This window comes from Arthrobacter sp. K41 (genome assembly GCF_059089645.1).
The window spans coordinates 388,945-413,622 of the sequence record NZ_JBNHEW010000004.1; the positions used below are offsets into that span (position 1 = coordinate 388,945).

Sequence of the window (24,678 nt, forward strand, 5' to 3'; positions counted from 1 at the left end):
GGAACACAGCCGTGTCATCAAGCACCACCGTAGGTTCTGCCGAACGTCCGCTGCGCGTCGCCGTCGTGGGCTCCGGCCCGGCCGGCGTCTACGCCGCGGACATCCTCACCAAGAGCGAAGCCGTCAAAAGCGGCGAGCTGACTGTGAGCATTGACCTCTTTGACCGCTACCCGGCACCCTACGGACTGATCCGCTACGGCGTGGCCCCGGACCACCCCCGCATCAAGGGCATCGTCAACGCCCTGCACAAGGTGCTGGACCGCGGCGACATCCGCTTCTTCGGCAACGTGGACTACGGCACCGACCTCACCATCGAGGATCTCCGCACCCACTACGACGCCGTCATCTTCGCCACCGGTGCCGTCAAGGACGCGGACCTGAACATCCCCGGCATTGAGCTGGACGGCTCCTACGGCGGCGCGGACTTCGTCTCGTGGTACGACGGCCACCCCGACGTGCCGCGCGAGTGGCCGCTGGAGGCAAAGGAAATCGCTGTCATCGGCAACGGCAATGTGGCCCTTGACGTGGCCCGCGTCTTGTCCAAGCACGCCGACGACCTGCTGGTCTCCGAAATTCCGGACAACGTCTACGCCGGCCTCAAGGCTTCGCCCGTCACGGACGTCCACGTCTTCGGCCGCCGCGGTCCCGCCCAGGTCAAGTTCACCCCGCTGGAGCTGCGCGAGCTGTCCCACTCCAAGGACGTGGACATCATCCTGTACCCGGAGGACTTTGAGTTCGACGAGGAATCCGACCGCCAGATCCAGTCCAACAACCAGACCAAGACCATGGTGGGCACGCTCACCAACTGGATCGCCGAGCAGCCCGAGGACCTCTCCGAGCTGAAGGCCTCCCGCCGCCTGCACCTGCACTTCCTGCACAGCCCGGTGGAAATCTACGACGACGCCGAGACGCCGGGCAAGGTTGCCGGCATCAAGTTCGAGCGCACTGAACTGGACGGCACCGGCAACGCCCGCGGCACCGGCGAGTTCGTGGACTACCCGGTCCAGGCCGTCTACCGCGCCATCGGATACTTCGGTTCGGCCCTGCCGGAGGTTGAGTTCGACCACAAGAAGGGTGTTGTTCCGAACGACGGCGGCCGCGTCCTTGACGCTGACGGCAAGCATGTGCCGGGTATCTACGCCACTGGCTGGATCAAGCGCGGACCGGTTGGCCTGATCGGCCACACCAAGGGCGATGCCCTCGAAACCGTCACCTACCTCCTGGAGGACCGCGAAAACCTGCCGGTGGCCGCCGTCCCGGAGGCGGAGTCCGTCGTCGACCTGCTGGACGCCCGCGGCGTGAAGTTCACCAGCTGGGAAGGCTGGCTTGCCCTGGACGCGCACGAGCTGGCGCTGGGGGCAGCAGCAACGGAAGCCGGCGGTTCACACGGTGTTGAAGTCAAGCGTGAGCGTATCAAGGTGGTGCCGCGCGAGGACATGGTCGCCATCTCCCGCGACGGCGTCGCGGCGCAGGTCTAACGCAAAAACAAGAACTGCGCGGTCCCTTTCCGCCCGCCCGTTTATGGGTGTGGCGGGAAGGGACCGCCTGCTTTAAGCACGGACGGGCTGTCCCGTCGCCCTTACCTGCCTGCTCCGCCGACAGCCATGAGCTCCAGGCGCTTGAGGGTTTCACGGTTCCGTACCGTGATCATCGGGTCCCGCATGATTTTGGGCACCTTCTGACCGGGGCCGCGGATGGCGTCCTCGGCGATGGTCACAAGGCATTGCCCGCCCTGGTCCTGGAGTGTGATGACTATCTTGGCCTCACCCATGGGCCAGCCGCGCGCCACCAGTTCCAGGGACTTTCCGGGGTCGACGGCGGTCACCCGGGTGCTGTCGTTGATGACCAGCGGCCAGGCGCCCACTGAGTGATGAAGGCGGGAACCGGTTTGCGGCCAGGTGTCATCCACGGCACGGATGCGGGAGGCGCCGACAACCCAGCCGGAGTACAGCCAGCCATCGGCGATGACCCGCCAGACATCGGCGGCAGGAGTATTGAACAACTGGGACACGGTGGACATGGGTTTCCTTCCTGGGGCGGCTGGGCTGGTGCGTTCTCCGGCGGGAGCAGGAGCAGATCGGGCGACGGCGGGCGGAGCGGGCAGCTGCGCCGTCCGGTAGGAGCGCTCCCGCAGGCGGCGGGTCCACCCGTATATCCCGGCGCCGGGCGGTGCGTTCCGTATGGGGTTGAAGCGGAGGGCCGTGTCAGCCTGTTCCGGGGCCGCCCGCAGCCGCAGTTCCCCGCACTGCCGCCACTGCCCGGCCGGCTTGGCCCAATACAGCCCGAGCACCCACTCGCCGGCGGTGACGGATCCAGCCGGCAGGGTTACGGTGCGGAGCCCCAGGAGTACCGGACCCTTCCGGCCCTGGTAAGGCATTATTGTGGTGAAGGTGGCGGAGGGAACGTCGAGCTTGGGCTGGAGCAGGAACCTTCCGGGCACCTGCCAGCCGGTGGAGGCAAACAGGACGTCAGCGGTGTCGTTAATCCGGAGCGCAAGCCCCAGGACGTCCGGAAGCCGTTCGGGGAGCCCGGCCGAGCGCGAAAACCGCGCTGCAACGGGGTCCTCCCCGGGAACGTCGAGCCAGTCCAGGCCGCTCGGCTCGCCCGGGTTGCCGGTCCTGGTAAGTTCGCAATCCAGGCGGATGCCCTTGGGGTGGATTGGCCGGTCGGGGCGGGCCACCTTCAGGAGCCGGAACAGGGCAGCAAAAGCCCGGCCCGCCGTCTCCGTGGCACCGGGCACCACGTCCCGCGCCGCGCCGCCGCCGGCTGGTTGCTCCCTCAACAAATGCGTCATGCTTCCTTCCTACCCACAAAAGGTGGAACTACATGCGCCCGAACCTCGACCGGATCAGGGCGAAAATCCCGTAGGCGATGAACCCTGCCCCAATGACCACGAGCAGGTACGGGCCGAAGGGGTGGTCCCGGAGGGCTTTGAGGCCGCCGTCCAACCCGGTGGACTCCTCCGGGGTGTGCTTGGCAGCGGCAATGACAAAGAGCAGGCCGGTGAGGCCAAGGGCGGCGCCTTTTGAGACATGGCCGGTGACGCCGAGGGTGTCGATGAGCCGGCCGCGCCGGGTGCCGTCAAAATGGAACAGCTCCTCCTTGAAGCCCCGCCGGACGCCCTTGAACACGAAGTAAATGCCGATCCCGATGATGGTCAGGCCCAGCGCCACCAGCCCCCACCGGCCCCAGGACGTAGCCATGAGCGAGGCGCTGAAGTCCCGGGTGCTCTCGCTGGAATCCCCCCGCATCCCCACGGCAAAACCGGCAAAACTGAAGCCCACACTGGTGTAGGCGACGGCCAGGAAGCCCGAGGAGATCAGCTTGGATACGCGTTCCTTGCGGGGCAGGTGGCGGGCCCGCAGCGTCGCTTCGCTCGCCTGCCACAACCCCAGGCCGATGCATGCCAGCACGCACGCCCACATGACTGCCGGGCCCCACGGGTTTGCGGCCAGTTGCTCAATGGCTCCGGTGGGTTCCGCTTCCCCCGGTTGGCCGAAAGCCACGGCGACGGCGATAGCTCCGATGATGACATGCAGCAGGGCCATTACGGCGAACCCGGTCCGGGCCAGAACGTCCAGGGCGGGGTGGTTGGAGGCCTCCTCAACGGCATCCGCGGCCTGGCTGATGGTGGATTCGCTCTCTGACACAGGTCAGCCGTTCATGGGCCCTTCGGCACGGATCTTCTCCGCACCGGGTCCCTCCACGTGAACGGTGCAGCGCACCACGAGCTTTCCGGGTGCGTTGTCCAGCTCCACCAGGGTATCGTCCGCACTCAACACGGTGAACACCTCGGAGCCTGGGACAACAGCGAGGCCCTTGGCTTTGGCGGTGTCCTGCGCATTTCCGAATGCTTCGCGTTGAAGCCCGTCCACGTAGCTGTCTTCATTTTCGCGGGCCGGGTCTCCGAAGGCCCAGCCGAACAAACTCCCAGTAGTTCCCATGAGCACGATATTACGCGGTCGGCATGGGCAAGACGGGCTTTCGTAACATTAGTAAGTGTGCTTACCATAGGCGGACCATGACCTCGATGGGACACGGCAAGTGAAGTCCGCAGGCACGGCATCTCAACCAGTTCAACGTTAGGAATGCACATCATGGCAGGAAATCTCATTGCCCGGTCAGTTCACGACCTGACGGCAGCAGCATGGTTTGGTGGGTCCCTGATGGGGGCCATCGGCCTGAACGGCGCAACAGCGCAAGCCAAGGACCCCGCTGAGCGCACCCGGCTCTCCAGCGCCGGCTGGATGAAATGGGCGCCGTTCCAGACGGCAGCATTTGCCTCGCACCTCGTAGCGGACCTCGCCATCGCCTTGGAGAACAAGGAGCGCATCGCCCAGCAGGACGGCGTGGCAAGGGACACCGTCATCAAGACGGCCGTGACGCTGGTTGGCGCAGCGGTAACCCTGTACTCCGGCATCCTTGGCAAGAAGGTCGAAAAGCTCGCAGCGGAGGGCGCCGAAGGCGCCACCGAGCCGCGGCCTGACGCTTCCGACGAACTCCAGGCCGCGCAGCAGCAGCTCAAAATGCTGCAGTGGGTCATCCCCGCTTTCGCCGGACTCGTAGTGATCCTTGGAGCCAAGCATGGCGAGATGCAGCGGCCCAAGAACGTGTTCAAGGGACTGCGCAGCTAACTCCCGCGGCGCTGACGCAGCAAACGCAACGACGGTCCGGCACCCAGGTGCCGGACCGTCGTCGTGATTGGGCCAAGAGGTTCCCGGAGCGCTTTAGATTGGCTGGCTGTTGGGCGGCGGAAGGTCCGGGTTCATGTCCTCCATGTTCGGATCCTCGGCCGTCCAGACCTGGATGATGGCCCAGGCAACGGCGGCCAGCGGGACGGAGAGCACCGCGCCGACGATGCCGGCCAGGATGGTGCCGGCGGTCAATGCCATCAGGATCACCAGGGCGTGAAGCTGCAGGGACTTGCCCATCACAATCGGCTGCAGCAGGTCGCCCTCGAGCTGGTTGACGGCGATGACCACGGCCACCACGATCAGCGCAACCACGGGGCCATTGGCCACCAGGGCCACCAGTGCGGCCAGAATGCCGGCCACGGTTGCGCCCACCAGCGGGACAAAGGCTCCAATGAAAACGATGATGGCCAGGGGGATGGCCAGCGGAACCTGCATGATCAACAGCGCGGCCCCGATGGCTACAGTGTCCACCAGCGCAACGATTGCCGTACCGCGGACGTAACCGCCCAGTACCTCAAGGGTGCGGCTGCCGACCCGGCGCAGCTTGGCTTCGCGTTCCCCCTTGAAGGGACGGAGGAAGAAGTTCCAGATTTTGGCGCCGTCCTTCAGGAAGAAGAACAGGATGATGATTACCAGGCTTGCCCCTGCCAGGAACTCGGTGACCACGGACAGCCCGGTAAGAGCCCCCGACCGGACCTGGCTGCTGGTGGCGAACTGGATAATGCCCTCGCGGGCCTGGTCCAACTGTGCCTGTTCGAGGGGGATGGGGCCGGTCAGCAGGAACTGCTCGAGCTCATCCAGCCCTGATGCAGCCTGCTGCGCCAATTCGCCCCACTGGTTCCGCACCGAGTGGTAAATCACAGTGGAGACGCCGCCGAGTACCAACAGCAGCCCAATGAAGGCGATGCCGGTGGCCAGGCCGCCCCGCATCCCGCGGCGCCGGAGCATGTTGACGAACGGGCCGATGGCGGCGGCCAGGATGAGCGCGATCAGGATCGGAATCACGAGCAGCTTGATCTGCAGCAGCGCGTAAACGGAGACCGCGGCGACTGTCAGGATCAGCAGGACCTGCGCCGAACGGATGCCCACCCTGCCCAGCCCGTCCGCCCACAGCGCGCCGGCCGGCTTTGGTTCCTTCTTCCGTGCAGCGGGGGCGGGGGTGTGTTGCTGCGGTGCTGACCCGGCCGCCGGCACGGGCTGCGGGGTGTCCGTGGCCGGCCCCTGGTCGGTCACGCGTATTGCTCGCGCCATGGGGGACTCCTCATCATCGGCGGGTGCCTGGGCGCGGGTATGCGCCGCAGGCCTACTACCTGTCTCAGATAGTAAGCCTACTGACTGATTGAGGAGGGGCGAAACCCCGAGGAACAGATTATCCGGCCAACCACTCGGCGCATGAGTTCAGGTTGGCGTTGACCGTTGCAACTGCCGCGTCTTCGTCCCGCTGCTCGATGGCGGCCAGCAGAAGGTCGTGGCCTTCATGCTGGAGCCCGTCGAATCCGGGCCGGCGGAGTTGTTTCAGCAGATCCCCGTGGACAACGGCGCCGAAGCTGACGTAAAGCGCGTGCAGCAGGGGATTTGCCGATGCCTGCGCCACCCGCTCGTGGAAGCCCCAGTCAGCCCTCGCCCATGCCTCGAAGTCCTCCGAGATCCAGGCCTCGTTCCGGTCCGCGAGGAGGGCTCGCAGGGAGGCGGTGTCGTCCGCCGTCGCGTTCCGCGCCGCCAGCCTGGCAGCCTGCGTGTCCAGTCCGCGCCGGACCTCCAAGATGTGGGCCTCTGTGTGGTCCTGGTACATGCGGCGGGCGGCGCCGGAGATCTCGCTGGTGGCGCGCACATAGGTGCCGTCACCACGCCGGACTTCCAGCATCCCGCTGTGGGCAAGCGCCTTGATGGCCTCGCGGAGCGTACCGCGTGAGACGCCCAGGTCAGCCATCAGTCCCGTCTCGGACGGGATGCGCTGGTTAAGGGGCCACTCGCCGGACTGGATCATGGTCCGCAGCTTTGCCGTGACTTCGTCGGCGAGCGGCGGGCGGTGGGAAGTGCTCAGGGCCATGGCGTGCTACTTCCCGGTGGCCGCGGTGCTGCCGGCAGGGATGCCGATGGGGTTTTTGGCCTGGGTGCCGGCAACGCTTCGGGTCATCGCGCCGCCCGTGATCAGGTGGGCCACCACAATCTGCACCACCGCCAGGCCCAGCAGCAAAGCGAGGGGGAGGGTCCAGCCGCCCGTGGTGCTGTGCAGGAGCCCCATCCCGAACGGGCCGGTAGTGGCGAGCAGGTAGCCGGTGGACTGGGCCAGTGTGGACAGCGCAGTGGTTTCGGTTGTGCTTGCACCGCTGCGGCTGATCATCACCATCACCAGCGGGAAAATGCCCAGTCCGAAACCCAGCAGGATCACCGGAAGGATGGCCAGGCCAACGGGCAGGACCAGGAGCAGGGCAAGGCCCGCCGCCATGGTGATGCTGACCAGGTAGAACGCCGGCCGCAACATCCTGGGCCGGGAACCGATGGCGATCAGCAGCATGCCCGCGGGAACGGATACCAGCTGCATCAGTCCGAACATCAGCCCGCTGCCGGAGGCGCCAAGTCCCATGGTGGTGAGCATGTAGGGAAGCCAGCTCAGCAGCGAGTAAGCCATGAGGGATTGGAGCGCGAAAATTGCGGTCAGCAGCAGCCCTTTCCGGGTTTGCAGCAGTGGCCAGGGCGACACGTGCTTTTCCGCTGGGCGGCCGCTGTGCCGGTGCGCATGAAGTGCAACAGGGAGGAAGCCCAGGAATGCGGCCACCGCGGTGATGCCGATTGCCCCGACGGCGGCGGACGGGGATCCGAGGGCCTGCGCCAGGGGGACGACGGCAACGGAGGTGACGGTGGCCCCGGTGGTCATGGTGACCGTATACAGGGCCGTCATAAGGGAGGTCCGGTGGGCGAAGTGCTCCCGGATGAAGGACGGCATGGCCACGTTGCAGATCGCCAGCCCGGACATTCCCACAACGCTTCCGGCCACCAGCATCCCGGTAGCGGGAATCCCGCGCAGCAGCAGGCCGCCCGCAAGCATGGCCAGGGACAGCAGGATCGCCTTTTCCACCCCCAGCCTGCCCGTCAACCAGGACGTGCCCGCCCCCGCCAGGGCGAAGCACAGCGTGGGGATCGACGGGATGAACGCTGCCACCAGCGGCCCATACCCCAGCACATTCTGCAGGTCATGCAGCAGCGCGGACGCCCCGGTGATGCCCGCCCGCAGATTCAGCCCGATCAGCACCAGCGCAATAACCCCGAACACGACGGCCGAACGCGGCCTGGTGACCTGGGCCCCGGCAGTGGACGCGGCAGGCGCAGGCACGCGTGCGGCCGGCGGCTTGGATAATGGCTTGGAGGGCGCGGCGGCAGGAGCGGGGGGAGCGGCGGGCATGGTTCAAGGCTAAAGGTTAGACGTTTGATGTCTCCAGTTCTGTGGCCAACCTCTCCCCTCGCATTGCATCTGCACAATAGACTTCCAGCGGGGTTCCGGAACGCAGAGTTCCGGCCCGCAGGAAGGACCAAGCGGAAGGACAGCTGTGAAGGCTTCCCAGGGGATTGAGATTGAAAAGAAGTACGACGTCGGCGACGACGCCGCAGTACCCGCGCTGAAAGGCCTGCCGGGCGTTGCCCGGGTGGGGACCCCCCACACCGCCCATCTTGAAGCTGTCTATTTCGATACAGACCGCCACACGCTGTCATCCCGCCGCATCACTCTCCGCCGCCGCACCGGGGGACTGGATGCGGGCTGGCACCTCAAGCTGCCGCCGGAAGCCGCCGCAGCATCCGAAGGGGAACCCCAGCAGCGCAGGGAGCTGCATGCACCGCTTGGCCAGCCCGACGTCGTACCCGACATCCTGCTGGCCCACGTCCAGGCGTACCTCCGCGGCGCGCAACTGGTGCCGGTTGTCCGCCTGGAGACAGTGCGCACCACGCATGCGTTCTACGGGGAGGACGGTGGTCACCTGGCGGACTTAGCGGACGACCAGGTGGTGGCGACGCGTCTGCACCCGCCCGCGGACGAACGGCCGCAGCGCTGGCGGGAGTGGGAACTTGAACTTGTCGACGGCGGACCGGAGCTGTTCGGCCCTGCCGGTGCACTCCTCGCTGCCGCCGGCGCCCGCCCCGCAGCCCATGCATCCAAGCTCGCGCGGGCACTTGGGAGCATCTCAGGGGAGAGGGATGAAGGGGAGATGGAAAGCCCCGCCGCCCCCAGGACGGGAAAGAAGGCCTCGGCCACTTCCGTCGTCACGGCCTATGTAGGGGAGGAGTTGGGCCAGATCTTCGCCGCGGACGCCGCCGTCCGGCTGGAGGAGCCCGAGGGCGTCCACGACATGAGGTCCGCGACCCGGCGGATCCGTTCGGTGCTGGCCGCCTACCGGAAGCTCTACCGGGCCGTCCCGGTGCGGCGCCTCCGGGACGAGCTTCACTGGCTGGGCCGCCTGCTGGGCGAACCCCGGGACGCTGAAGTCCTGCTGAACCACTTACGGGCGCACATCGCTGAGCTGCCGCCCGGTGAGGGGGCCGACGCGGCAAGGGCCCAGGTCGACCGCAAGGCCGGGGCAGCTTTCGACGCCGGGTACCGCCAACTTCAGGAGGCACTGCAATCGGAGCGCTATTTCAGACTGCTGGATGACCTGGAAGGCTTTTGCAACCGGCCGCCGGTGCTGTCCAGGGTGGCTGCTCCAGGACGGACCGTTGCCGCAAAGGTGGTGGAGAAGTCGGCCCGCCGCCTGCGGCGTTCGCACAAGGCCGCGGCCCATGCAAGGCGGGGAACGGCCCACGAAAATGCCCTCCACCAGGCGCGCAAGGACGCCAAACGGCTCCGCCACGTTGCGGAGTCCGCTGCGCTGGTGCGGGGCAAACGCGCCGGGAAAGTGGCCAAGGCCGCACACCGGCAGCAAAAGATCCTGGGGGACTACCACGACGCCGTCATCGCACGGAACCTGTTGCAGGCCCTCCAAACAGGCCAGGAACTGTCGGGGACCACGGCTGAGGCACTGGCCGCACTCGGGACCCGGCAGGCGGAATTGATGGATTCGGCCGAGGCCAAGTACCGCAAGGCCCGCAAGAAGTCCCGGAGGCTGCTGAAGCCCCGGGTCATCTGACGACGTCGGGTTTCCTTACTTTCCCTGCCTGGCGGACAGCCTGGCCACTGCCAGCGCCAGCCACAGCTGCACCCGGTCAGCGGTGACGGCGGGATCGTAGCCGGTGAGCTCGGTGATCTGCGCCAGCCGGTACCTGACGGTGTTCCGGTGCAGGGTGAGTTCCTCGGCCACCGCGGCCACGGAACCGTTGTTGTTCAGGTAGCTCTCAAGCGTGGTCATCAGTTCGGCGCCGTGGGCGGCGTCGAAGGTCCGGAGCGGGTTGAGAGACTCGTGGGCCATGTCGGCCAACGGCACGTCTTCGCTTGCCAGCAGCAGGGACGTCAGGCTCAGCCGCTCCGGCTCGTTTACGGGCAACCCGTGGCTGGCGGCGTCACGCCCCTCAAAGTAGCTCCAGCGCAGACCGTTGGGCTTGGTGTACGCCCCGCCGATGCCGATCGTCGCATGGATGCCCGCCTCAGCGAGGTGGTCACTCAACTTGCGCGCCAAAGACGGCGCCGTGCCGCCGTCGTCGTTCATCACCAGCACGAGATCCTTGCCCACGACGGCGGCAACGGCGTTCTCCAGCTCCCGCGGTACTGAGGTGCTCAACAGGGCTTTGTGGTGGGCGGCGGAGACTGCCAGCAGCACAACATTCTTGCGGGTGCTGTTCACGCCGATGCCGGCGAGCCGGCGCTGGGCCTCACTGGTTTCCAGGGCCCCGTGGATCACGTCCTCCAGCACCTGCCCGCACAGCGCGCGCTCGGACTGGCGCTGTTTGACCATGTTATTCAGTTCCACGCTGATCAGGTTCTGGGCGTAACCGATGATGCCCGAGTCCTCGAAAGGCTTGTGCACCCACAGCGTGCAGGCATCACGCCGGCCAGTTGGGATGGGGTACGAGGACCAGGTGTCCGCCTGCGGAGTGTCCTTGCTGCTGTTGTACAACTGGGCAGTGAACTGGGTGAGGGCAATGTCCGCCCGCAGCATGCCACCCAGGTTCTTGAGGAGCTCGGCCAGGCCGCCGCCTGTCAGCAGGGCGCGCGCCAGGACCTGGTGCCCGGCGATCAGGCGCTCAAGTTTGGCGTAGTGGTCCGCGGACTGGGCGTCAGCAACCAGCTTGCCGATGGCGATGAACGGTGTGGCGTAGGGGACTTCCACCACGGGCAGGCCCCACCGGTTCGCCTCCGCGAGCAGTGCCGGCGGCACGGCCTCATGCGAGAGTCCCACACCGAAGCCGATACCTACGGCGCCGGCCCGCTGCACCTGCCGCACGAAGCGCCGCTGCTCCGGCGCGGACTTCAGCCGCAGGCCGGTGGTGAGGATCAGTTCCCCGCCGTTGATGAACCTCTGCGGGTCCTCCAGCTCGGTCACTGCCACCCAGTTGATGTCCTGGTGCCACGTGGTCTCGGCAAGCCCTGCTTTGGACAGGTTCAGGGACTTGACACCCAGAAGGGCAGCGAGGGAAATGGCCATGAACCAAGGATAAGCGGGAGCTAGTCAACCGCACTAACAAGCAGCAGAAAGGGTGTGCAGGTGGCTATTCACCGCGCAGGAGTGCTGGCATAGGCTCAAGGCAGTCAAATCCGTCCGCCCTGATTACCGCTCAGGTGCGGGTGGCCCCCAGGAAAGAGGTTGCACACCGTGGTCCAGACCTTGCAGAACTTCATCAACGGGACGTTCGTTACGCCTGCCGGAACCGGCACGCTGGACATCGTCAACCCCACCAACGGTGACGTTGTGGCGCGCGCGCCCATCTCCGTGCAGGAAGACGTTGACGCGGCCATGGCAGCCGCCAAGGAAGCCTTCAAGACCTGGAAGCACGTCACCCCGGGACAGCGGCAACTGATGCTGCTTAAGCTCGCGGACGCCATCGAGGCCAACAGCGAAGAATTGGTGGAGGCGCAGCACCGCAACACCGGGCAGGTCCGTTCCCTGATCGCTTCGGAGGAAATCGCGACCGGCGCTGACCAGTTGCGCTTCTTCGCAGGGGCCGCACGCATCCTTGAAGGGAAGTCCGCCGGCGAGTACTTCGAGGGCCACACCTCCTATGTGCGCCGCGAGCCTATCGGCGTGGTGGCACAGGTTGCTCCCTGGAACTACCCGTTCCTGATGGCCATCTGGAAGATCGGCCCCGCGCTCGCGGCCGGCAACACCGTGGTGCTGAAGCCCTCGGACACCACCCCCGAATCCACCCTGGTCCTGGCCCGCCTTGCCGGTGACATCCTTCCCGCCGGCGTGCTCAACGTGGTGCTCGGCACGGGCAAGACCGGAGCCATGATGGTGGACCACCAGGTCCCGGGGCTCGTTTCCATCACCGGCTCCGTGCGTGCCGGCATTGCCGTCGCCTCCGGTGCTGCCAAGAGCCTCAAGCGCGCGCACCTGGAGCTCGGCGGCAAGGCTCCTGCCATCGTTTTCAAGGACGCGGACATCAAGAAGAGCGCCGCGGCGATCGCCGAGTTCGCCTTCTTCAACGCAGGCCAGGACTGCACCGCCATCACCCGGGTCCTGGTGGAGGATTCCGTGCACGACGACGTCGTGGCCGCCATGGTGGAGCACACCCGAACCCTGCGCACCGGTTCGCAGAACGACGAAGACAACTACTTTGGCCCCTTGAACAACGTGAACCACTTCAACCAGGTCACCTCGGTGGTGGAGAACCTGCCCGCGCACTGCCGGATCGAAACCGGCGGACACCGTGCAGGGGAGAAGGGCTTTTTCTTCGAACCGACCATCATCACCGGCGCCAGGCAGTCGGACAACATCGTCCAGCAGGAAACCTTCGGGCCCGTTATCACCGTGCAGAAGTTCAGCACGGAGGCAGAAGCCGTGGAGCTGGCCAACGACGTCGACTACGCCCTCGCCTCCAGCGTGTGGACGTCCAACCACGGCACCGCGATGCGCTTGAGCCGCGACCTGGACTTCGGCGCCGTCTGGATCAACACCCACATCCTGCTTACCGCCGAAATGCCCCACGGCGGCTTCAAACAGTCCGGCTACGGCAAGGACCTCTCCATGTACGGCGTCGAAGACTACACGCGCATCAAGCACGTCATGAGCGCACTTGATGCATAACCCACTCTCCTAGTCCTACCGGCGCCCTAACTAAGAAAGAAACCCCATGACCACCACCGCATCAGACATCACCTTCCGCCTTGAGCAGAAGCGGCGCGTCCAGGCCGACTTCCCGGGCCCCAAGTCCCTCGCCCTGGCCGAGCGGCGCAAGGCCGTGGTTGCAGCCGGCGTTGCCTCTGGCGTCCCCGTCTATGTCGCAGACGCCGACGGCGGCATCATCCACGACGTGGACGGCAACTCCTTCATCGACCTCGGCTCAGGCATCGCCGTGACCAGCGTCGGCGCGTCCGATCCCGCCGTCGTCGGCGCCGTAAAGGAAGCCGTCGAGCACTTCACCCACACCTGCTTCATGGTCACCCCGTACGAAGGCTACGTCGCCGTCGCCGAGCAGCTGAACCGCCTCACCCCGGGCGACCACGAAAAGCGCACGGTCCTCTTCAACTCCGGCGCGGAGGCAGTGGAGAACGCCGTCAAGGTGGCGCGCCTGGCCACCGGCCGTGACGCCGTCGTCGCTTTCGACCACGCCTACCACGGCCGCACCAACCTCACCATGGCGCTGACCGCCAAGGCCATGCCCTACAAGACCAACTTCGGCCCGTTTGCGCCCGAGGTCTACCGCATGCCCATGAGCTACCCGTACCGCGAGGAAAACCCGGAGATCACCGGCGCCGAGGCCGCCAGGCGCGCCATCACCATGATCGAGAAGCAGATCGGCGGGGACCAGGTAGCCGCGATCATCATCGAGCCCATCCAGGGCGAGGGCGGGTTCATCGTCCCGGCCGAGGGCTTCCTCCCCGCGCTGGCCGCGTGGGCCAAGGAAAAGGGCATCGTCTTCATCGCCGACGAGGTCCAGTCCGGCTTCTGCCGCACTGGCGAATGGTTCGCCGTCAACCACGAAGGCGTCATCCCGGACATCATGACCCTCGCCAAGGGTATCGCCGGCGGCATGCCGCTGTCCGCCATCACCGGCCGGGCAGACCTGCTCGACGCCGTCCACCCGGGCGGCCTGGGCGGCACCTACGGCGGCAACCCGGTGGCGTGTGCTGCCGCGCTGGCGTCCATCGGCACCATGGAGGAATACGACCTTGCCGGCCGCGCCCGCCATATCGAGGCGGTGGCCACCACCCGCCTGCGTGAGCTGCAGATTGAGCTGGGCGGTGCCGGCTCTGCCGTGATCGGCGACGTCCGCGGCCGCGGCGCCATGCTGGCCATCGAACTGGTCCAGGCCGGCTCCAAGGAACCAAACCCGGAGCTCACCAAGGCTGTTGCCGCCGCCTGCCTCAAGGAAGGCGTCATCATCCTCACCTGCGGCACGTACGGCAACGTTATCCGTCTCCTGCCGCCGCTCGTGATCACCGACGAACTGCTGAACGACGGACTGGACGTCCTTGCAGCAGCGATCAAGGCCAACGCGTAAAGAACGGCGAATAGAGTTAGCGGCCCCTCGCAACGGCGCGAACAAACCCTGGGACCCCGGAACATCAGTTCCGGGGTCCCAGGGCTTTAACACTGAAGTTTCATTTCGGTTCTCCTATAACCACCTGGGCCGGGCTGTGCAGGACGTAACCGTTGAGCCAGGAAAACAAGGCGCGGACCTTCTGCTGGAATCCGGACAGGAGGGCAAGGTGGACCAGGAGCCAGGACAGGAAAGCCAGTGAGCCTTGAAGCTGGACTCGCTTGCGGCCCAGTTCAGCGACGGCGGCGCCCCGCCCGATCATGGCCATGTACCCCTTGTCGACGTAGCGGAAAGGCTGCCGGGTACCGCCGTTGAGGTCCGCGTGGATGTTGCGGGCAGCCCATTTACCGGCCTGCTGCGCCACGGACCCGAGCTGCGGGAGCTTCGCGCCGGTGGAATCAGTGATGTTGGCGGCGTCACCGATCACGTACACGCCTTCGGCATCCGGGGCAGTCAGATCCGGGCGGACGTCCACCCGTCCGCCCTTCCCCTGCGGCAGGCCCGAGCCGGAGATCAGGTTCCCGCCCTTCAGCCCGCCGGCCCAAACCACGACGTCCCCGGGGATCTCCGTCCCGTCAGCCAGCGTCACGCCGTCCGCCCGGACCTCAGTGACGCCCACTCCCATGTGGAGCTGAACCCCGATTTTTGTCAGGCGTTTTCGGGTGTATTCCTGGGACTTGCTGGAAAACATGTTGAGCACTGTCGGGACCATGTCCACCAGGTGTACGCGGCACCGGGACGCGAGATCGGGGGAGAAGTATTTGGTCACAACGAATTTGATGTTTTCGGCCAACGCCCCGGCCGTCTCCACGCCGGTGGGGCCGCCGCCCACCACCACCATGTCCACCGCGGTGCCCGGCTCCCGGTCCGCCTGGTCCAGCAGGTGGGTCACGCTGGTACCGAGCCTGCTGGCGTCCGATACCGAATACAGAGGGAAAGCATGCTCCTCGGCACCGGGGGTATCGAAGAAGTTCGGGACGGCGCCGACGGCGAGAACCAGGATTTGGGCCCGGAACGTATTGCCGTCGGCTGTGGTGACGGTGTGGTTCCCGGCATCGACCCCCGTCACCTCTGCAGTCAGGACCCGCACGTTTCGAAGCCGCCGGAAGACTGACCGGATAGGCCGGGCGATTGCTGAGACGCCGATCTGTGACGTTGCCACCTGGTACAGCAGGGGCTGGAACTGGTGGTAGCTGTTTGAGTCGACGAGCAGTACCTGCACGCCTTTGCGGCCGAGTTCCTTCGCTGCTGTCAGGCCGGCGAACCCGGCCCCGACCACGATGACCTGATATGAGTCCTCCATTCGAGCAACCTACTCCAACGGAGGTTCCGGGCAACAGGGGGGTCAGGAGGATTTCAGCGAAGCTTTGCTGCGCCGCCGTGCTGCCGACGCTTTACCGGCGGTCCGCAGCATATCCACGGTGAGGACCAGCAGCGCCACCCAGACCACACCGAACCCGATCCAGCGGTCCAAAGTCATCGCTTCGCGGAAAACCACGAGGGCGAGGATGAACTGGAGCAGGGGTGCGAAGTACTGGAGCAGCCCGATGGTGGTCATGGGCAACCGCCGGGCCGAAGCTCCGAAGAACAGCAGCGGAACGGCGGTAATCACACCTGAGGCCAGCAGGAGCCAGAAATGGCCCGGGCCCTGAGTGGTCAGGGTGGCTGTTCCGGACGCTGCAAGGTAGATCATGGTGACCGCCGCGAACGGGGCCAGCACCATGGTCTCCACGCTGAGGCTGGTGGCGGCGTCCACCTTGGGGCCGACGCGCTTCTTGACGAAGCCGTAAAGGCCGAAGCTGAATGCCAGGGTCAGGGCGATCCACGGCAGCTTGCCGTAGGAGTACGTCAGGACGCCCACTGCAATGAATCCGATGCCCACCGCCGTCCACTGAAGCGGGCGAAGCTTTTCCTTGAGCACGAAGACGCCCAGCAGGACCGAGACCAGCGGGTTGATGAAGTAGCCAAGCGATGCCTCCACCGCCTGGCCGGTGGTCACTCCGTAGGTGTAGGTCAACCAGTTGACGGCGATCAGGAAGGCGGCCAGTGCCAGGGAACCAAACACTGTGCGGTCCCGGAGGGCGCGGGCAAGGTTGGACCAGGAACGGGTAACGGTAATGAGGAGCGCGCAGAACAGCAGCGACCACACTACGCGGTTCGCCACAATTTCGACGGCGCCCGCCGGCATCAGGACGAAGAAGTAGAGGGGGAGCAGCCCCCACAGCCCGTAAGCTCCGATGCCAAAGAGGATTCCAGCCGTCGTCTCCTTGTCCACTGCCTTGGGCAGCGCCCCCCTGGTGCCTGCCGGCGCCGTTTCGGAGGGCGGCGCTGCTGGAGCGGCTTGGGCAGGGACATGGGAAGTGGAAGATCCATCGGGAGAAGGCACGACATCCATAACATCAGTCCCAGGGCAGGTATTCCGGCAAATAGTCAGTAGGCTTGCTTTATGATATTTGCCGAAGGGCCGGAGGCCGCCTGATGAGGCTCCGGCGAAGCAACGCATCGGGTCGCGGATACCGCCGTGTCCCGGCAGGCAAGGGCTTCAGCTACCGGGACCTCAACGGTTCAACCCTGCCGGCTGGCCCTGTGCGGGACCGACTGGAGAGCATCGGCATCCCGCCGGCGTGGACGGACGTGTGGATCGCCCCGTTTGAAAACGGCCACATCCAGGCCACAGGGGTGGACGCCGTGGGCCGGCGGCAGTACATCTACCATCCTGAATGGCGGGAACGTAAGGACCGGGTCAAGTTCAACCGTGCCCTGCAGTTGGCTGAGTCGCTCCCTGCCGCCCGCCGGCGGGTCACCATGGACCTCCGCGGCGAAGGTTTTTCCCGCGAACGCGTCCTGGCCGGGGCGTTCAGGATGCTGGACAGCGGTTCGCTGCGGGTCGGATCCGAACGGTATACCAACGAAAACGGCAGCCATGGGCTCGCCACCCTGCTCTGTGCCCACGTCCAGGTGCGGAAGGACCGGATCCTCCTGAGGTTCCCGGGCAAGAGCGGCAAGGACTGGGAATCGGAGATCCGTGACGCTGACCTTGCGGCCCTCCTGCGCCTGCTCAAGCGCCGCGGTCCCAATGCCCGCCTCATGGCATACAAGGAAGGCCGCCACTGGCGTCCTGTCACCAGCGCTGACATCAATGCCTACGTCAAGGAGCGCACCGGATCGGACTTCACCGCCAAGGATTTCCGCACCCTCCGCGGCACCGTGGCCGCTGCCGCCAGCCTGGCCCGGACCGGGGCGCAACGAACGGCGGCGAAACGCAAGAGGGCCATCAGCCGCGCCATGATTGAAGCATCCGAGGTGCTGGGCAACACTCCCTCGATTGCCCGCAAGAGCTATGTGGACCCGCGCGTCCTGGACCATTACCACGAGGGCGAGACCATCGACCCCAAGCGGCCTGACTCTGCCGAAACGGAACTCCGTGCCCTGCTTTACCGTGAAGGCAACGTGGTTCCGTTGGCCCAAAGCGGCTAGGGCCCCTGCGCTGCAGGCAGCAGCGGGCCGCGGAAGCGGCCAATTAGAATAAGTGATTGTGCGCTGCTCCTGCTGCGCAACGTCATCGGTCAGAAGGGTCCCAGGTGTCCAACCACGGCGAAACCACCCCCGCACGTCCCCTCCGCGTAGCAATTGTGGGCGCGGGACCGGCCGGCGTCTACGCTGCGGACATCCTTACCAAGTCAAGGGGAGTGGCGGACGGTGACTTCGAGGTCAGCATCGACCTTTTCGAGGCCTACCCTGCCCCCTACGGGCTGATCCGCTACGGCGTCGCCCCGGACCACCCCCGGATCAAGGGGATCGTCAACGCGCTCCACAAGGTCCTGGACCGCGGCGACATCCGGTTCCTGGGCAACGTAACCTACGGCCGGGACCTCACGCTGCACGATTTCCGCGCCTTCTACGACGCCGTCATCTTCTCCACCGGCGCCATCAAAGACGCGGACCTGAACATCCCGGGCATCGATCTGGCGGGATCGTTCGGCGGGGCCGATTTCGTTTCCTGGTACGACGGCCACCCGGACGTCCCGCGGGAGTGGCCGCTGGAAGCCAAGGAGATCGCCGTCATCGGTAATGGCAACGTGGCCCTGGACGTGGCCCGGATGCTGGTGAAGCACCCCGAGGAACTGCTGACCACCGAAATCCCGGACAACGTCTACCAGGGCCTGAAGGCGTCACCTGTCACGGACGTGCACGTCTTTGGCCGCCGCGGCCCGGCGCAGGTGAAGTTCACGCCACTGGAACTTCGCGAGCTCAGCCACATGCATGACGTGGACATCGTGCTCTACCCCGAAGACTTCGAGTTCGATGAAGCATCCGACGAAGCAATCCGCAGCAACAACCAGATCAAGACCATGGTGAACACCCTCACCAACTGGCTGGTGGAGGAACACGCTGAGTCCGAGCACCCCTCCTCGCGCCGCCTGCACCTGCACTTCCTGCATAACCCCGTTGAGATTTACGACGACGGCGGCTCGGGCAAGGTGGGCGGGATCAAGTTCGAGCGCATGCAGCTGGACGGCACGGGCAACGCCAAGGGAACGGGCGAGTTCATCGACTACCCCGTGCAGGCGGTTTACCGCGCCATCGGCTACCACGGCTCCGCCCTGGACGAGCTGGAGTACGACGCCGAGCGCGGCGTCATCCCCAACGAGGGAGGCCGGGTGCTGGACGCGGAGGGCAAACCCGTGCCGGGGATCTACGCCACCGGCTGGATCAAGCGCGGGCCGGTGGGCCTGATCGGCCACACCAAGGGTGATGCGCTGGAAACCATCGGGTTCCTGCTCGAGGACCGGCTCACCCTGCCTCCCGCCCGGAACCCCGACCCGCGGGCAATCATCGATCTGCTGGAAGAGCGCGGAATCGAATACACCACCTGGGAAGGCTGGAACAAGCTCGACGCCCACGAAGCCGGCCTCGGTGCAGCCTGGACCGGCCCGCAGGGCTCCGACCATGTGGTGCGTGAACGCATCAAGGTGGTGCCGCGCGAGGAGATGATCCGCATCTCCCGCGCATGACCCCCGGAGTTAGGGAAAAGCCGGGTCCTCATCACCCTCCTGGCCCTGGCATCTGACCCAAACTTACTGTTGGGTAAGGGGAGGAGGGCCGCGCTAGAATGGCCACCACCCTTGGCCGGCATTGTGGCGCCGTGCCTGCAGGCAGCACAGGAGTTCGATGAGGAACCTGATTCAGGCGGAGCCGGTGCAGCGCTGTGCCCTTGCGGCCCATGAAAACCTCGACGGCGGCGGCATGTCCGATGCCGCCAGCGGACTCCGCCCCCTCATCCGCGAATCCTGGCAGCGCTCCGCCGGCTTCAACGCAAACCCGGACAACCCTGCTGCACCGCTGGCCATCGACCGGGACGAGCTGGAGGACTACCGCCGGCAGCACCCGTTGGCCGCCATCATGCCGGTCATCAACAAGCTCCTGGTCCAGCCCAGCCACGACAGCGGACTGCTGGTGGCGGTAGGGGATGAGGTGGGCCGGTTGCTCTGGGTTGATGGTGATCCTGCCCTGCAGAGAAGGGCCGAGGGCATGATGTTCGTTCCCGGCGCCGACTGGTCCGAGGCCACCGTTGGCACCAGCGCACCCGGAACCGCCCTCGCCCTGGGCCGCGGCATCCAGATCTCAGGAGCGGAGCACTACCAGCGGGCCGTCCATGCCTGGAGCTGCACGGCCGTCCCCTTCCACGACCCGGATTCCGGCGCACTGCTCGGAGTCGTGGACATTACCGGCACTTCCACTGCGGTGGCACCCCACACGCTGTCCCTCGTGGAGGCAACCGTGGCTGCCGCGCAGGCACAGCTGCGCATTGAACGTCTTCAGCGCGCCTCGGAGCGTGCCGCCATGCCCGCGCGACGGCGTCCGGAGCATGCCGCCTCCCACGCACCGGGGGCCGGTGCCAAGATAAGCAGCCTCTACCGGAACAGCCTGCAGCTGCTGGGCCGCGACCACGCGCTGCTCAGTCTGCGTGGCAGGACCGTTGCACTTTCCGCCCGGCACAGCGAGATCCTCACAATGCTGAGCACCCACTCCGATGGTCTCAGCGCCGGGGAGCTCAACCTCCTGCTCTATCCCGGGGACGGCTCCACCATCACTCTCAGGGCTGAAATGGTGCGCCTGCGGAAGGTCCTTCAGCAACTCGATCCGGACGCTGTTCCGGGTTCCCGGCCTTACCGGCTTCCCCTGGACCTCGTCCCGGACAGCGCCCAGGTGCTGAGCTGCCTGCAGCGCGGCGCCCACCGCATCGCCCTGGAAATTTACCGCGGCGCCGTTCTGCCCCGCTCTGAGGCGCCCGGCATCATCGAGCTGCGGAACAAGGTTTCCTCGCTGCTGCGGGAAGCAGTACTGACGGACGGCAGCGCCGAGTCGCTGCTCCGGTACGCAGCGCTCCCGGAGGCAAGGAACGACGTCGGCATCCGCCGCGCCGCGCTCCGCCTCCTTCCGGCCCGCTCACCCAAGCGCGCCGCCGTCGTCGCGGACCTGGAACGGCTGGAAGCAGAGCTCCACGCCTAAATGGCACTGGATGCAACCTTGCTGCAACCTTCCCGCTCCTACGCTGGCTCCAACGGCGAAAGCCTGGTTTGCACAGCAAAGGAGCTAGCAATGACTGTTTACGCACAGCCCGGTACCGAGGGCTCGAAGGTCACGTTCAAGGACCGCTACGAGAACTGGATCGGCGGGGAATGGGTGGCCCCGGTGAAGGGCCAGTACTTTGAAAACATCACACCGGTAACGGGCAAGGCCTTCTGTGAGGTGGCCCGCGGCACGGCCGAGGACATTGAGCTGGCACTGGATGCAGCGCATAAGGCAGCACCCTCGTGGGGCAAAACCTCTGTGGCCGAGCGTGCGGCGATCCTGAACAAGATCGCGGACAGGATCGACGGCAACCTTGAGATGCTCGCCGTTGCTGAGTCCTGGGACAACGGCAAGCCCATCCGCGAGACCCTCAACGCCGATCTTCCGCTCGCAGCCGACCACTTCCGCTACTTTGCCTCGGCCGTACGCGCCCAGGAGGGCAGGCTGTCCCAGCTCGATGACGACACCACTGCCTACCACTTCCACGAACCGCTCGGGGTCGTAGGGCAGATCATCCCCTGGAACTTCCCGATCCTGATGGCAGTGTGGAAGCTGGCTCCGGCGCTCGCCGCCGGCAACGCCGTGGTGCTCAAGCCCGCCGAGCAGACGCCGTCGTCCATTCTGGTCCTGATGGAGCTCATCGGCGACCTTCTTCCCGCGGGTGTGGTCAACGTGGTCAACGGCTTCGGTGTGGAGGCCGGCAAGCCGCTGGCATCCAGCCCCCGGATCCGCAAGATCGCGTTCACCGGCGAAACCACCACAGGCCGCCTCATCAGCCAGTACGCCAGCCAGAACCTGATTCCTGTCACCCTGGAACTGGGCGGCAAGAGCCCGAACATTTTCTTCAACGACGTCGCCCAGGACAACGATGCGTTTTACGACAAGGCCCAGGAGGGCTTCGCGCTGTTCGCCTTCAACCAGGGCGAGGTGTGCACCTGCCCGTCCCGCGCGCTGGTGCAGGAGGACATCTATGAGTCCTTTATGGCCGACGCGATTGCCCGGGTCGAGAAGATGGTCCAGGGCAACCCGCTGGACACCGACACCCAGGTGGGCGCCCAGGCCTCAAACGACCAGCTCGAAAAGATCCTCTCCTACATCGACATCGGCAAGCAGGAGGGCGCCAAGGTGCTGACCGGCGGCGGCCGGGCAGAACTGCCAGGCGACCTGGCAGGCGGCTACTACGTCCAGCCCACGGTGTTCGAAGGCCATAACAAGATGCGGATTTTCCAGGAGGAGATTTTTGGCCCGGTGGTGGCCGTGACCAAATTCAGCGATTACAACGACGCCATGGGACTGGCCAACGACACCCTCTACGGGCTGGGTGCCGGCGTCTGGTCCCGCAACGGCAATGTTGCCTACCGCGCCGGCCGCGAAATCCAGGCCGGCCGCGTCTGGGTCAACAACTACCACGCCTACCCGGCCGGCGCCGCCTTCGGCGGCTACAAGTCCTCCGGCATCGGACGTGAGAACCACGCGATGATGCTGGACCACTACCAGCAGACCAAGAACCTGCTGGTCAGCTACAACGAAAACAAGCTCGGTTTCTTCTAGGCCATGGCTGCGGAAAGTGTTATCGAAGCCGCGGCGGCGTTGCCCGGGGAGGACTTTTCCCGGGTGGCCCTCGTGCCGGCGGCCGCGGAGCTTCTGCGGAAGCTTTGGCTTCAGCATGGACCGCTGATGTTCCACCAGTCCGGCGGGTGCTGTGACGGTTCCTCGCCCATGTGTTACCCGAAGGGCGACTTCCTGACCGGTGACTCCGACGTCCTCCTGGGCGTGTTCGATGTTTCCACTGGGCCCGAGCCCCAACTCCTGGAGTTTTGGATGTCCCGGGAGCAGTTCAACTACTGGAGCCACACGCATCTGACAGTAGATGTCGTGCCGGGGCGGGGCAGCGGTTTTTCGGTGGAAGCGCCGGAAGGCAAGAGGTTCCTCATCCGGTCGCGGCTGATGGACTGGCCTGCCTGACTATTCGGACTAAAAGCGCTTGAGGCCCTCCCCATGGAGGGTCTTAAGTGCTTTTGGCAGAACATGGTTCGGCAGGAGTGCGTCTCACCATCCGGAACCATTGGGACCGGCCAGTGGATGGACACTATCGTTGATAGGTCTGTTTCCATCAGAAATCAGGATAGTGATCCCCTTATGAACCTCCTCCGGACCAAATCCATCGAGCAGTCCATGGCTGACGCCGATGAGCCCGGACGCAAGCTCAAGCGCTCCCTCAGCACCTGGGACCTCATGATCATGGGCGTCGCCGTTGCCGTCGGCGCCGGTATCTTCTCGGTCGGCGCCAAGGCAGCAGCCAACTTCTCCGGCCCCGCCGTCACGCTGTCCTTCGCGATCGCCGCCATTACCTGCGCCCTTGCCATCATGTGCTACGCCGAATTTGCCACCGCCATTCCCGTGGCAGGCTCCGCGTATGTATTCACTTACGCCACGATGGGCGAACTCCTCGCCTGGATCATTGGCTGGAACCTGATCCTTGAGCTCTTTACCGCGGCCGCCGTCATCGCCAAGTACTGGGGCATCTACCTCAGCAAGGTCTTCGCGCTGATGGGCGCCGACATCCCCGCGGCAGTCTCACTCGGCGGTGTGGACCTTTACTGGGGTGCTTTCCTGATCGTTGCCGTGTTTACGGTGCTGCTGGTGCTGGGCACCAAGCTGTCCGCCCGTGTGGGCAACATCTTCACCCTGATCAAGATCGGTGTGGTCCTCTTCGTCATCGTGGTGGGCTTCACCTACGTGAAGTTTGAAAACTACAGCCCGTTCATCCCGGCAGCTGAGCCAACCGGCGGCACCGGCACCGCCGATGTCCTGAAGCAGTCGTTCTTCGGCTTCCTCACCGGAGCAGCCCCGGCACAGTACGGCACCCTCGGCATCTTCGCCGGCGCTGCCCTGGTGTTCTTCGCCTTTATCGGCTTCGACGTGGTGGCCACCTCTGCTGAGGAAGTCAAGAACCCGCAGAAGACCCTGCCGCGCGGTATCTTCGGCGGCCTCGCCCTGGTGACGCTGCTCTACATCCTGGTTTCCCTGACGCTGACCGGCATGGTTTCCTACACCCAGCTGGCGGAGGCAGAGAGCCCGACCCTCACCACCGCATTCGAAGCAGTGGGTGACACGTCCGCGGCCAAGGTCATCGCGTTCGGATCCCTGGTAGGCCTGACCACCGTGATCATGGTGCTCCTCATGGGCCTGTCCCGCGTAGTGCTTGCCATGAGCCGTGACGGCCTCCTGCCGCGTGCACTTTCCAGGACCAGCGAGAAGCGTTCAACGCCGGTGCGTCTCCAGATCATCTGCGGCGCCGCTGTTGCGCTGGTAGCAGGCCTGACCAATGTGGACCTGCTGGAGGAAATGATCAACATCGGTACGCTGTCCGCCTTTGTGGTGGTGAGCCTTGGCATCCTCGTGCTGCGCAAGAAGCGCCCGGACCTGAAGCCGGCTTTCCGCGTCCCCTTCGGCAAGGTCCTGCCGATTGTTTCCGCCCTGCTGTGCCTCTACCTGATGACCAACCTGGCCGTGGAGACCTGGATCTTCTTTGCCATCTGGCTGGCTATCGGTTTGGCCATCTACTTCGCCTACGGCCAGCGCCACTCCCGGCTGAACGAGCGGTTCCAGGAAGCGAATACCGCCGTCAATGGTGCTTCCGTTGCTGCCGGCAGGAACGACGAGGACGAACTGACCCGCGCCTGACACCCTCCGAACTGCTTGCCTGAATGCAGAACCGCCCGCTGATCTTTGGACAGCGGGCGGTTTTCGTTTTGCAGAAGCCGGAATTACACGTGCAGCC

20 protein-coding genes are annotated in these 24,678 nt (G+C 65.6%); 11 read left to right on the plus strand and 9 right to left on the minus strand.

All coding sequences use genetic code 11. The annotated features are described in order from the left end of the window. The first annotated feature begins 11 nt into the window (after positions 1-11). Positions 12-1,478 carry an FAD-dependent oxidoreductase gene (locus AC5RTE_RS12455; RefSeq protein WP_494041704.1) on the plus strand — a complete coding sequence of 489 codons (1,467 nt, stop codon included), beginning with the start codon at positions 12-14 and terminating at the stop codon, positions 1,476-1,478. 101 nt (positions 1,479-1,579) lie between these two features. Here the strand turns inward: AC5RTE_RS12455 and AC5RTE_RS12460 are convergent, their stop codons facing one another. The 3 genes from AC5RTE_RS12460 to AC5RTE_RS12470 are packed head-to-tail and all read right to left on the minus strand — an operon-like array spanning position 1,580 to position 3,944. Continuing rightward, entirely contained in the window at positions 1,580-2,794 is a 1,215-nt protein-coding gene (locus AC5RTE_RS12460) for an SRPBCC family protein (RefSeq protein ID WP_494041705.1), read from the minus strand. Positions 2,795-2,822: 28 nt separating this feature from the next. Further along, positions 2,823-3,650 (minus strand): DUF1206 domain-containing protein, encoded by an 828-nt coding sequence (locus AC5RTE_RS12465; RefSeq protein ID WP_494041706.1) that lies wholly within the window; start codon positions 3,648-3,650, stop codon positions 2,823-2,825. Positions 3,651-3,653: 3 nt separating this feature from the next. Further along, positions 3,654-3,944: a hypothetical protein gene (locus tag AC5RTE_RS12470; protein ID WP_494041707.1), complete on the minus strand. Its 291-nt coding sequence runs from the start codon at positions 3,942-3,944 to the stop codon at positions 3,654-3,656. Between the two features lie 153 nt (positions 3,945-4,097). Here AC5RTE_RS12470 and AC5RTE_RS12475 point away from each other — a divergent pair, with 153 nt between their 5' ends. Further along, positions 4,098-4,634: a hypothetical protein gene (locus AC5RTE_RS12475; protein WP_494041708.1), complete on the plus strand. Its 537-nt coding sequence runs from the start codon at positions 4,098-4,100 to the stop codon at positions 4,632-4,634. Between the two features lie 93 nt (positions 4,635-4,727). On the opposite strand, the gene AC5RTE_RS12480 is transcribed toward AC5RTE_RS12475, so the two are convergent. The 3 genes from AC5RTE_RS12480 to AC5RTE_RS12490 all read right to left on the minus strand — a co-directional run bounded on the left by AC5RTE_RS12480 (position 4,728) and on the right by AC5RTE_RS12490 (position 8,097). Next, entirely contained in the window at positions 4,728-5,945 is a 1,218-nt protein-coding gene (locus AC5RTE_RS12480; protein WP_494041709.1) for an AI-2E family transporter, read from the minus strand. Positions 5,946-6,063: 118 nt separating this feature from the next. Further along, positions 6,064-6,744 carry a FadR/GntR family transcriptional regulator gene (locus AC5RTE_RS12485; protein WP_494041710.1) on the minus strand — a complete coding sequence of 227 codons (681 nt, stop codon included), beginning with the start codon at positions 6,742-6,744 and terminating at the stop codon, positions 6,064-6,066. 6 nt (positions 6,745-6,750) lie between these two features. Next, a complete protein-coding gene (locus AC5RTE_RS12490) occupies positions 6,751-8,097 on the minus strand; it encodes an MFS transporter (protein WP_494041711.1) in 1,347 nt (448 codons plus the stop codon). Positions 8,098-8,242: 145 nt separating this feature from the next. On the opposite strand from AC5RTE_RS12490, the gene AC5RTE_RS12495 reads away from it, so the two are divergent. Continuing rightward, the gene (locus AC5RTE_RS12495; RefSeq protein ID WP_494041712.1) at positions 8,243-9,811 is read left to right on the plus strand and encodes a CYTH and CHAD domain-containing protein; all 1,569 of its coding nucleotides are present in this window, start codon (positions 8,243-8,245) and stop codon (positions 9,809-9,811) included. Positions 9,812-9,826: 15 nt separating this feature from the next. On the opposite strand, the gene AC5RTE_RS12500 is transcribed toward AC5RTE_RS12495, so the two are convergent. Next, positions 9,827-11,263, minus strand: coding sequence for a PucR family transcriptional regulator (locus AC5RTE_RS12500; protein ID WP_494041713.1), 1,437 nt, complete (start codon positions 11,261-11,263; stop codon positions 9,827-9,829). 168 nt (positions 11,264-11,431) lie between these two features. On the opposite strand from AC5RTE_RS12500, the gene AC5RTE_RS12505 reads away from it, so the two are divergent. Further along, a complete protein-coding gene (locus AC5RTE_RS12505) occupies positions 11,432-12,862 on the plus strand; it encodes a gamma-aminobutyraldehyde dehydrogenase (protein ID WP_494041714.1) in 1,431 nt (476 codons plus the stop codon). Between the two features lie 46 nt (positions 12,863-12,908). Next, a complete protein-coding gene (gene gabT, locus AC5RTE_RS12510) occupies positions 12,909-14,279 on the plus strand; it encodes a 4-aminobutyrate--2-oxoglutarate transaminase (protein ID WP_494041715.1) in 1,371 nt (456 codons plus the stop codon). Between the two features lie 100 nt (positions 14,280-14,379). Here the strand turns inward: gabT and AC5RTE_RS12515 are convergent, their stop codons facing one another. After that, positions 14,380-15,621 carry an NAD(P)/FAD-dependent oxidoreductase gene (locus tag AC5RTE_RS12515; protein ID WP_494041716.1) on the minus strand — a complete coding sequence of 414 codons (1,242 nt, stop codon included), beginning with the start codon at positions 15,619-15,621 and terminating at the stop codon, positions 14,380-14,382. Between the two features lie 42 nt (positions 15,622-15,663). After that, positions 15,664-16,713, minus strand: a complete 1,050-nt coding sequence (gene rarD, locus AC5RTE_RS12520; protein WP_494041717.1) for an EamA family transporter RarD — start codon at positions 16,711-16,713, stop codon at positions 15,664-15,666. An 83-nt stretch (positions 16,714-16,796) separates the two neighbouring features. Here rarD and AC5RTE_RS12525 point away from each other — a divergent pair, with 83 nt between their 5' ends. The 6 genes from AC5RTE_RS12525 to AC5RTE_RS12550 all read left to right on the plus strand — a co-directional run bounded on the left by AC5RTE_RS12525 (position 16,797) and on the right by AC5RTE_RS12550 (position 24,581). Next, the gene (locus AC5RTE_RS12525) at positions 16,797-17,795 is read left to right on the plus strand and encodes a DNA topoisomerase IB (RefSeq protein WP_494041718.1); all 999 of its coding nucleotides are present in this window, start codon (positions 16,797-16,799) and stop codon (positions 17,793-17,795) included. Positions 17,796-17,899: 104 nt separating this feature from the next. Further along, on the plus strand, positions 17,900-19,333 hold the full coding sequence (locus AC5RTE_RS12530) for an FAD-dependent oxidoreductase (RefSeq protein ID WP_494041719.1): 1,434 nt from the start codon (positions 17,900-17,902) through the stop codon (positions 19,331-19,333). 157 nt (positions 19,334-19,490) lie between these two features. Further along, on the plus strand, positions 19,491-20,831 hold the full coding sequence (locus AC5RTE_RS12535; RefSeq protein WP_494041720.1) for a GAF domain-containing protein: 1,341 nt from the start codon (positions 19,491-19,493) through the stop codon (positions 20,829-20,831). Positions 20,832-20,921: 90 nt separating this feature from the next. After that, a complete protein-coding gene (gene exaC / locus AC5RTE_RS12540) occupies positions 20,922-22,445 on the plus strand; it encodes an acetaldehyde dehydrogenase ExaC (protein WP_494041721.1) in 1,524 nt (507 codons plus the stop codon). Positions 22,446-22,448: 3 nt separating this feature from the next. Further along, positions 22,449-22,859, plus strand: a complete 411-nt coding sequence (locus AC5RTE_RS12545) for a DUF779 domain-containing protein (protein ID WP_494041722.1) — start codon at positions 22,449-22,451, stop codon at positions 22,857-22,859. 174 nt (positions 22,860-23,033) lie between these two features. Then, positions 23,034-24,581 (plus strand): amino acid permease, encoded by a 1,548-nt coding sequence (locus tag AC5RTE_RS12550; protein WP_494041723.1) that lies wholly within the window; start codon positions 23,034-23,036, stop codon positions 24,579-24,581. Positions 24,582-24,678: the final 97 nt, after the last annotated feature.

Coding starts and splice junctions, on each gene's coding strand:
- AC5RTE_RS12515 (WP_494041716.1), bottom strand. CDS start 15,621: ATGGAGGACTCATATCAGGTCATCGTGGTCGGGGCCGGGTTCGCCGGC.
- AC5RTE_RS12475 (WP_494041708.1), top strand. CDS start 4,098: ATGGCAGGAAATCTCATTGCCCGGTCAGTTCACGACCTGACGGCAGCA.
- AC5RTE_RS12525 (WP_494041718.1), top strand. CDS start 16,797: ATGAGGCTCCGGCGAAGCAACGCATCGGGTCGCGGATACCGCCGTGTC.
- AC5RTE_RS12545 (WP_494041722.1), top strand. CDS start 22,449: ATGGCTGCGGAAAGTGTTATCGAAGCCGCGGCGGCGTTGCCCGGGGAG.
- AC5RTE_RS12485 (WP_494041710.1), bottom strand. CDS start 6,744: ATGGCCCTGAGCACTTCCCACCGCCCGCCGCTCGCCGACGAAGTCACG.
- AC5RTE_RS12490 (WP_494041711.1), bottom strand. CDS start 8,097: ATGCCCGCCGCTCCCCCCGCTCCTGCCGCCGCGCCCTCCAAGCCATTA.
- gabT (WP_494041715.1), top strand. CDS start 12,909: ATGACCACCACCGCATCAGACATCACCTTCCGCCTTGAGCAGAAGCGG.
- AC5RTE_RS12535 (WP_494041720.1), top strand. CDS start 19,491: ATGAGGAACCTGATTCAGGCGGAGCCGGTGCAGCGCTGTGCCCTTGCG.
- exaC (WP_494041721.1), top strand. CDS start 20,922: ATGACTGTTTACGCACAGCCCGGTACCGAGGGCTCGAAGGTCACGTTC.
- AC5RTE_RS12470 (WP_494041707.1), bottom strand. CDS start 3,944: ATGGGAACTACTGGGAGTTTGTTCGGCTGGGCCTTCGGAGACCCGGCC.
- AC5RTE_RS12550 (WP_494041723.1), top strand. CDS start 23,034: ATGAACCTCCTCCGGACCAAATCCATCGAGCAGTCCATGGCTGACGCC.
- AC5RTE_RS12460 (WP_494041705.1), bottom strand. CDS start 2,794: ATGACGCATTTGTTGAGGGAGCAACCAGCCGGCGGCGGCGCGGCGCGG.
- AC5RTE_RS12480 (WP_494041709.1), bottom strand. CDS start 5,945: ATGGCGCGAGCAATACGCGTGACCGACCAGGGGCCGGCCACGGACACC.
- AC5RTE_RS12500 (WP_494041713.1), bottom strand. CDS start 11,263: ATGGCCATTTCCCTCGCTGCCCTTCTGGGTGTCAAGTCCCTGAACCTG.
- rarD (WP_494041717.1), bottom strand. CDS start 16,713: ATGGATGTCGTGCCTTCTCCCGATGGATCTTCCACTTCCCATGTCCCT.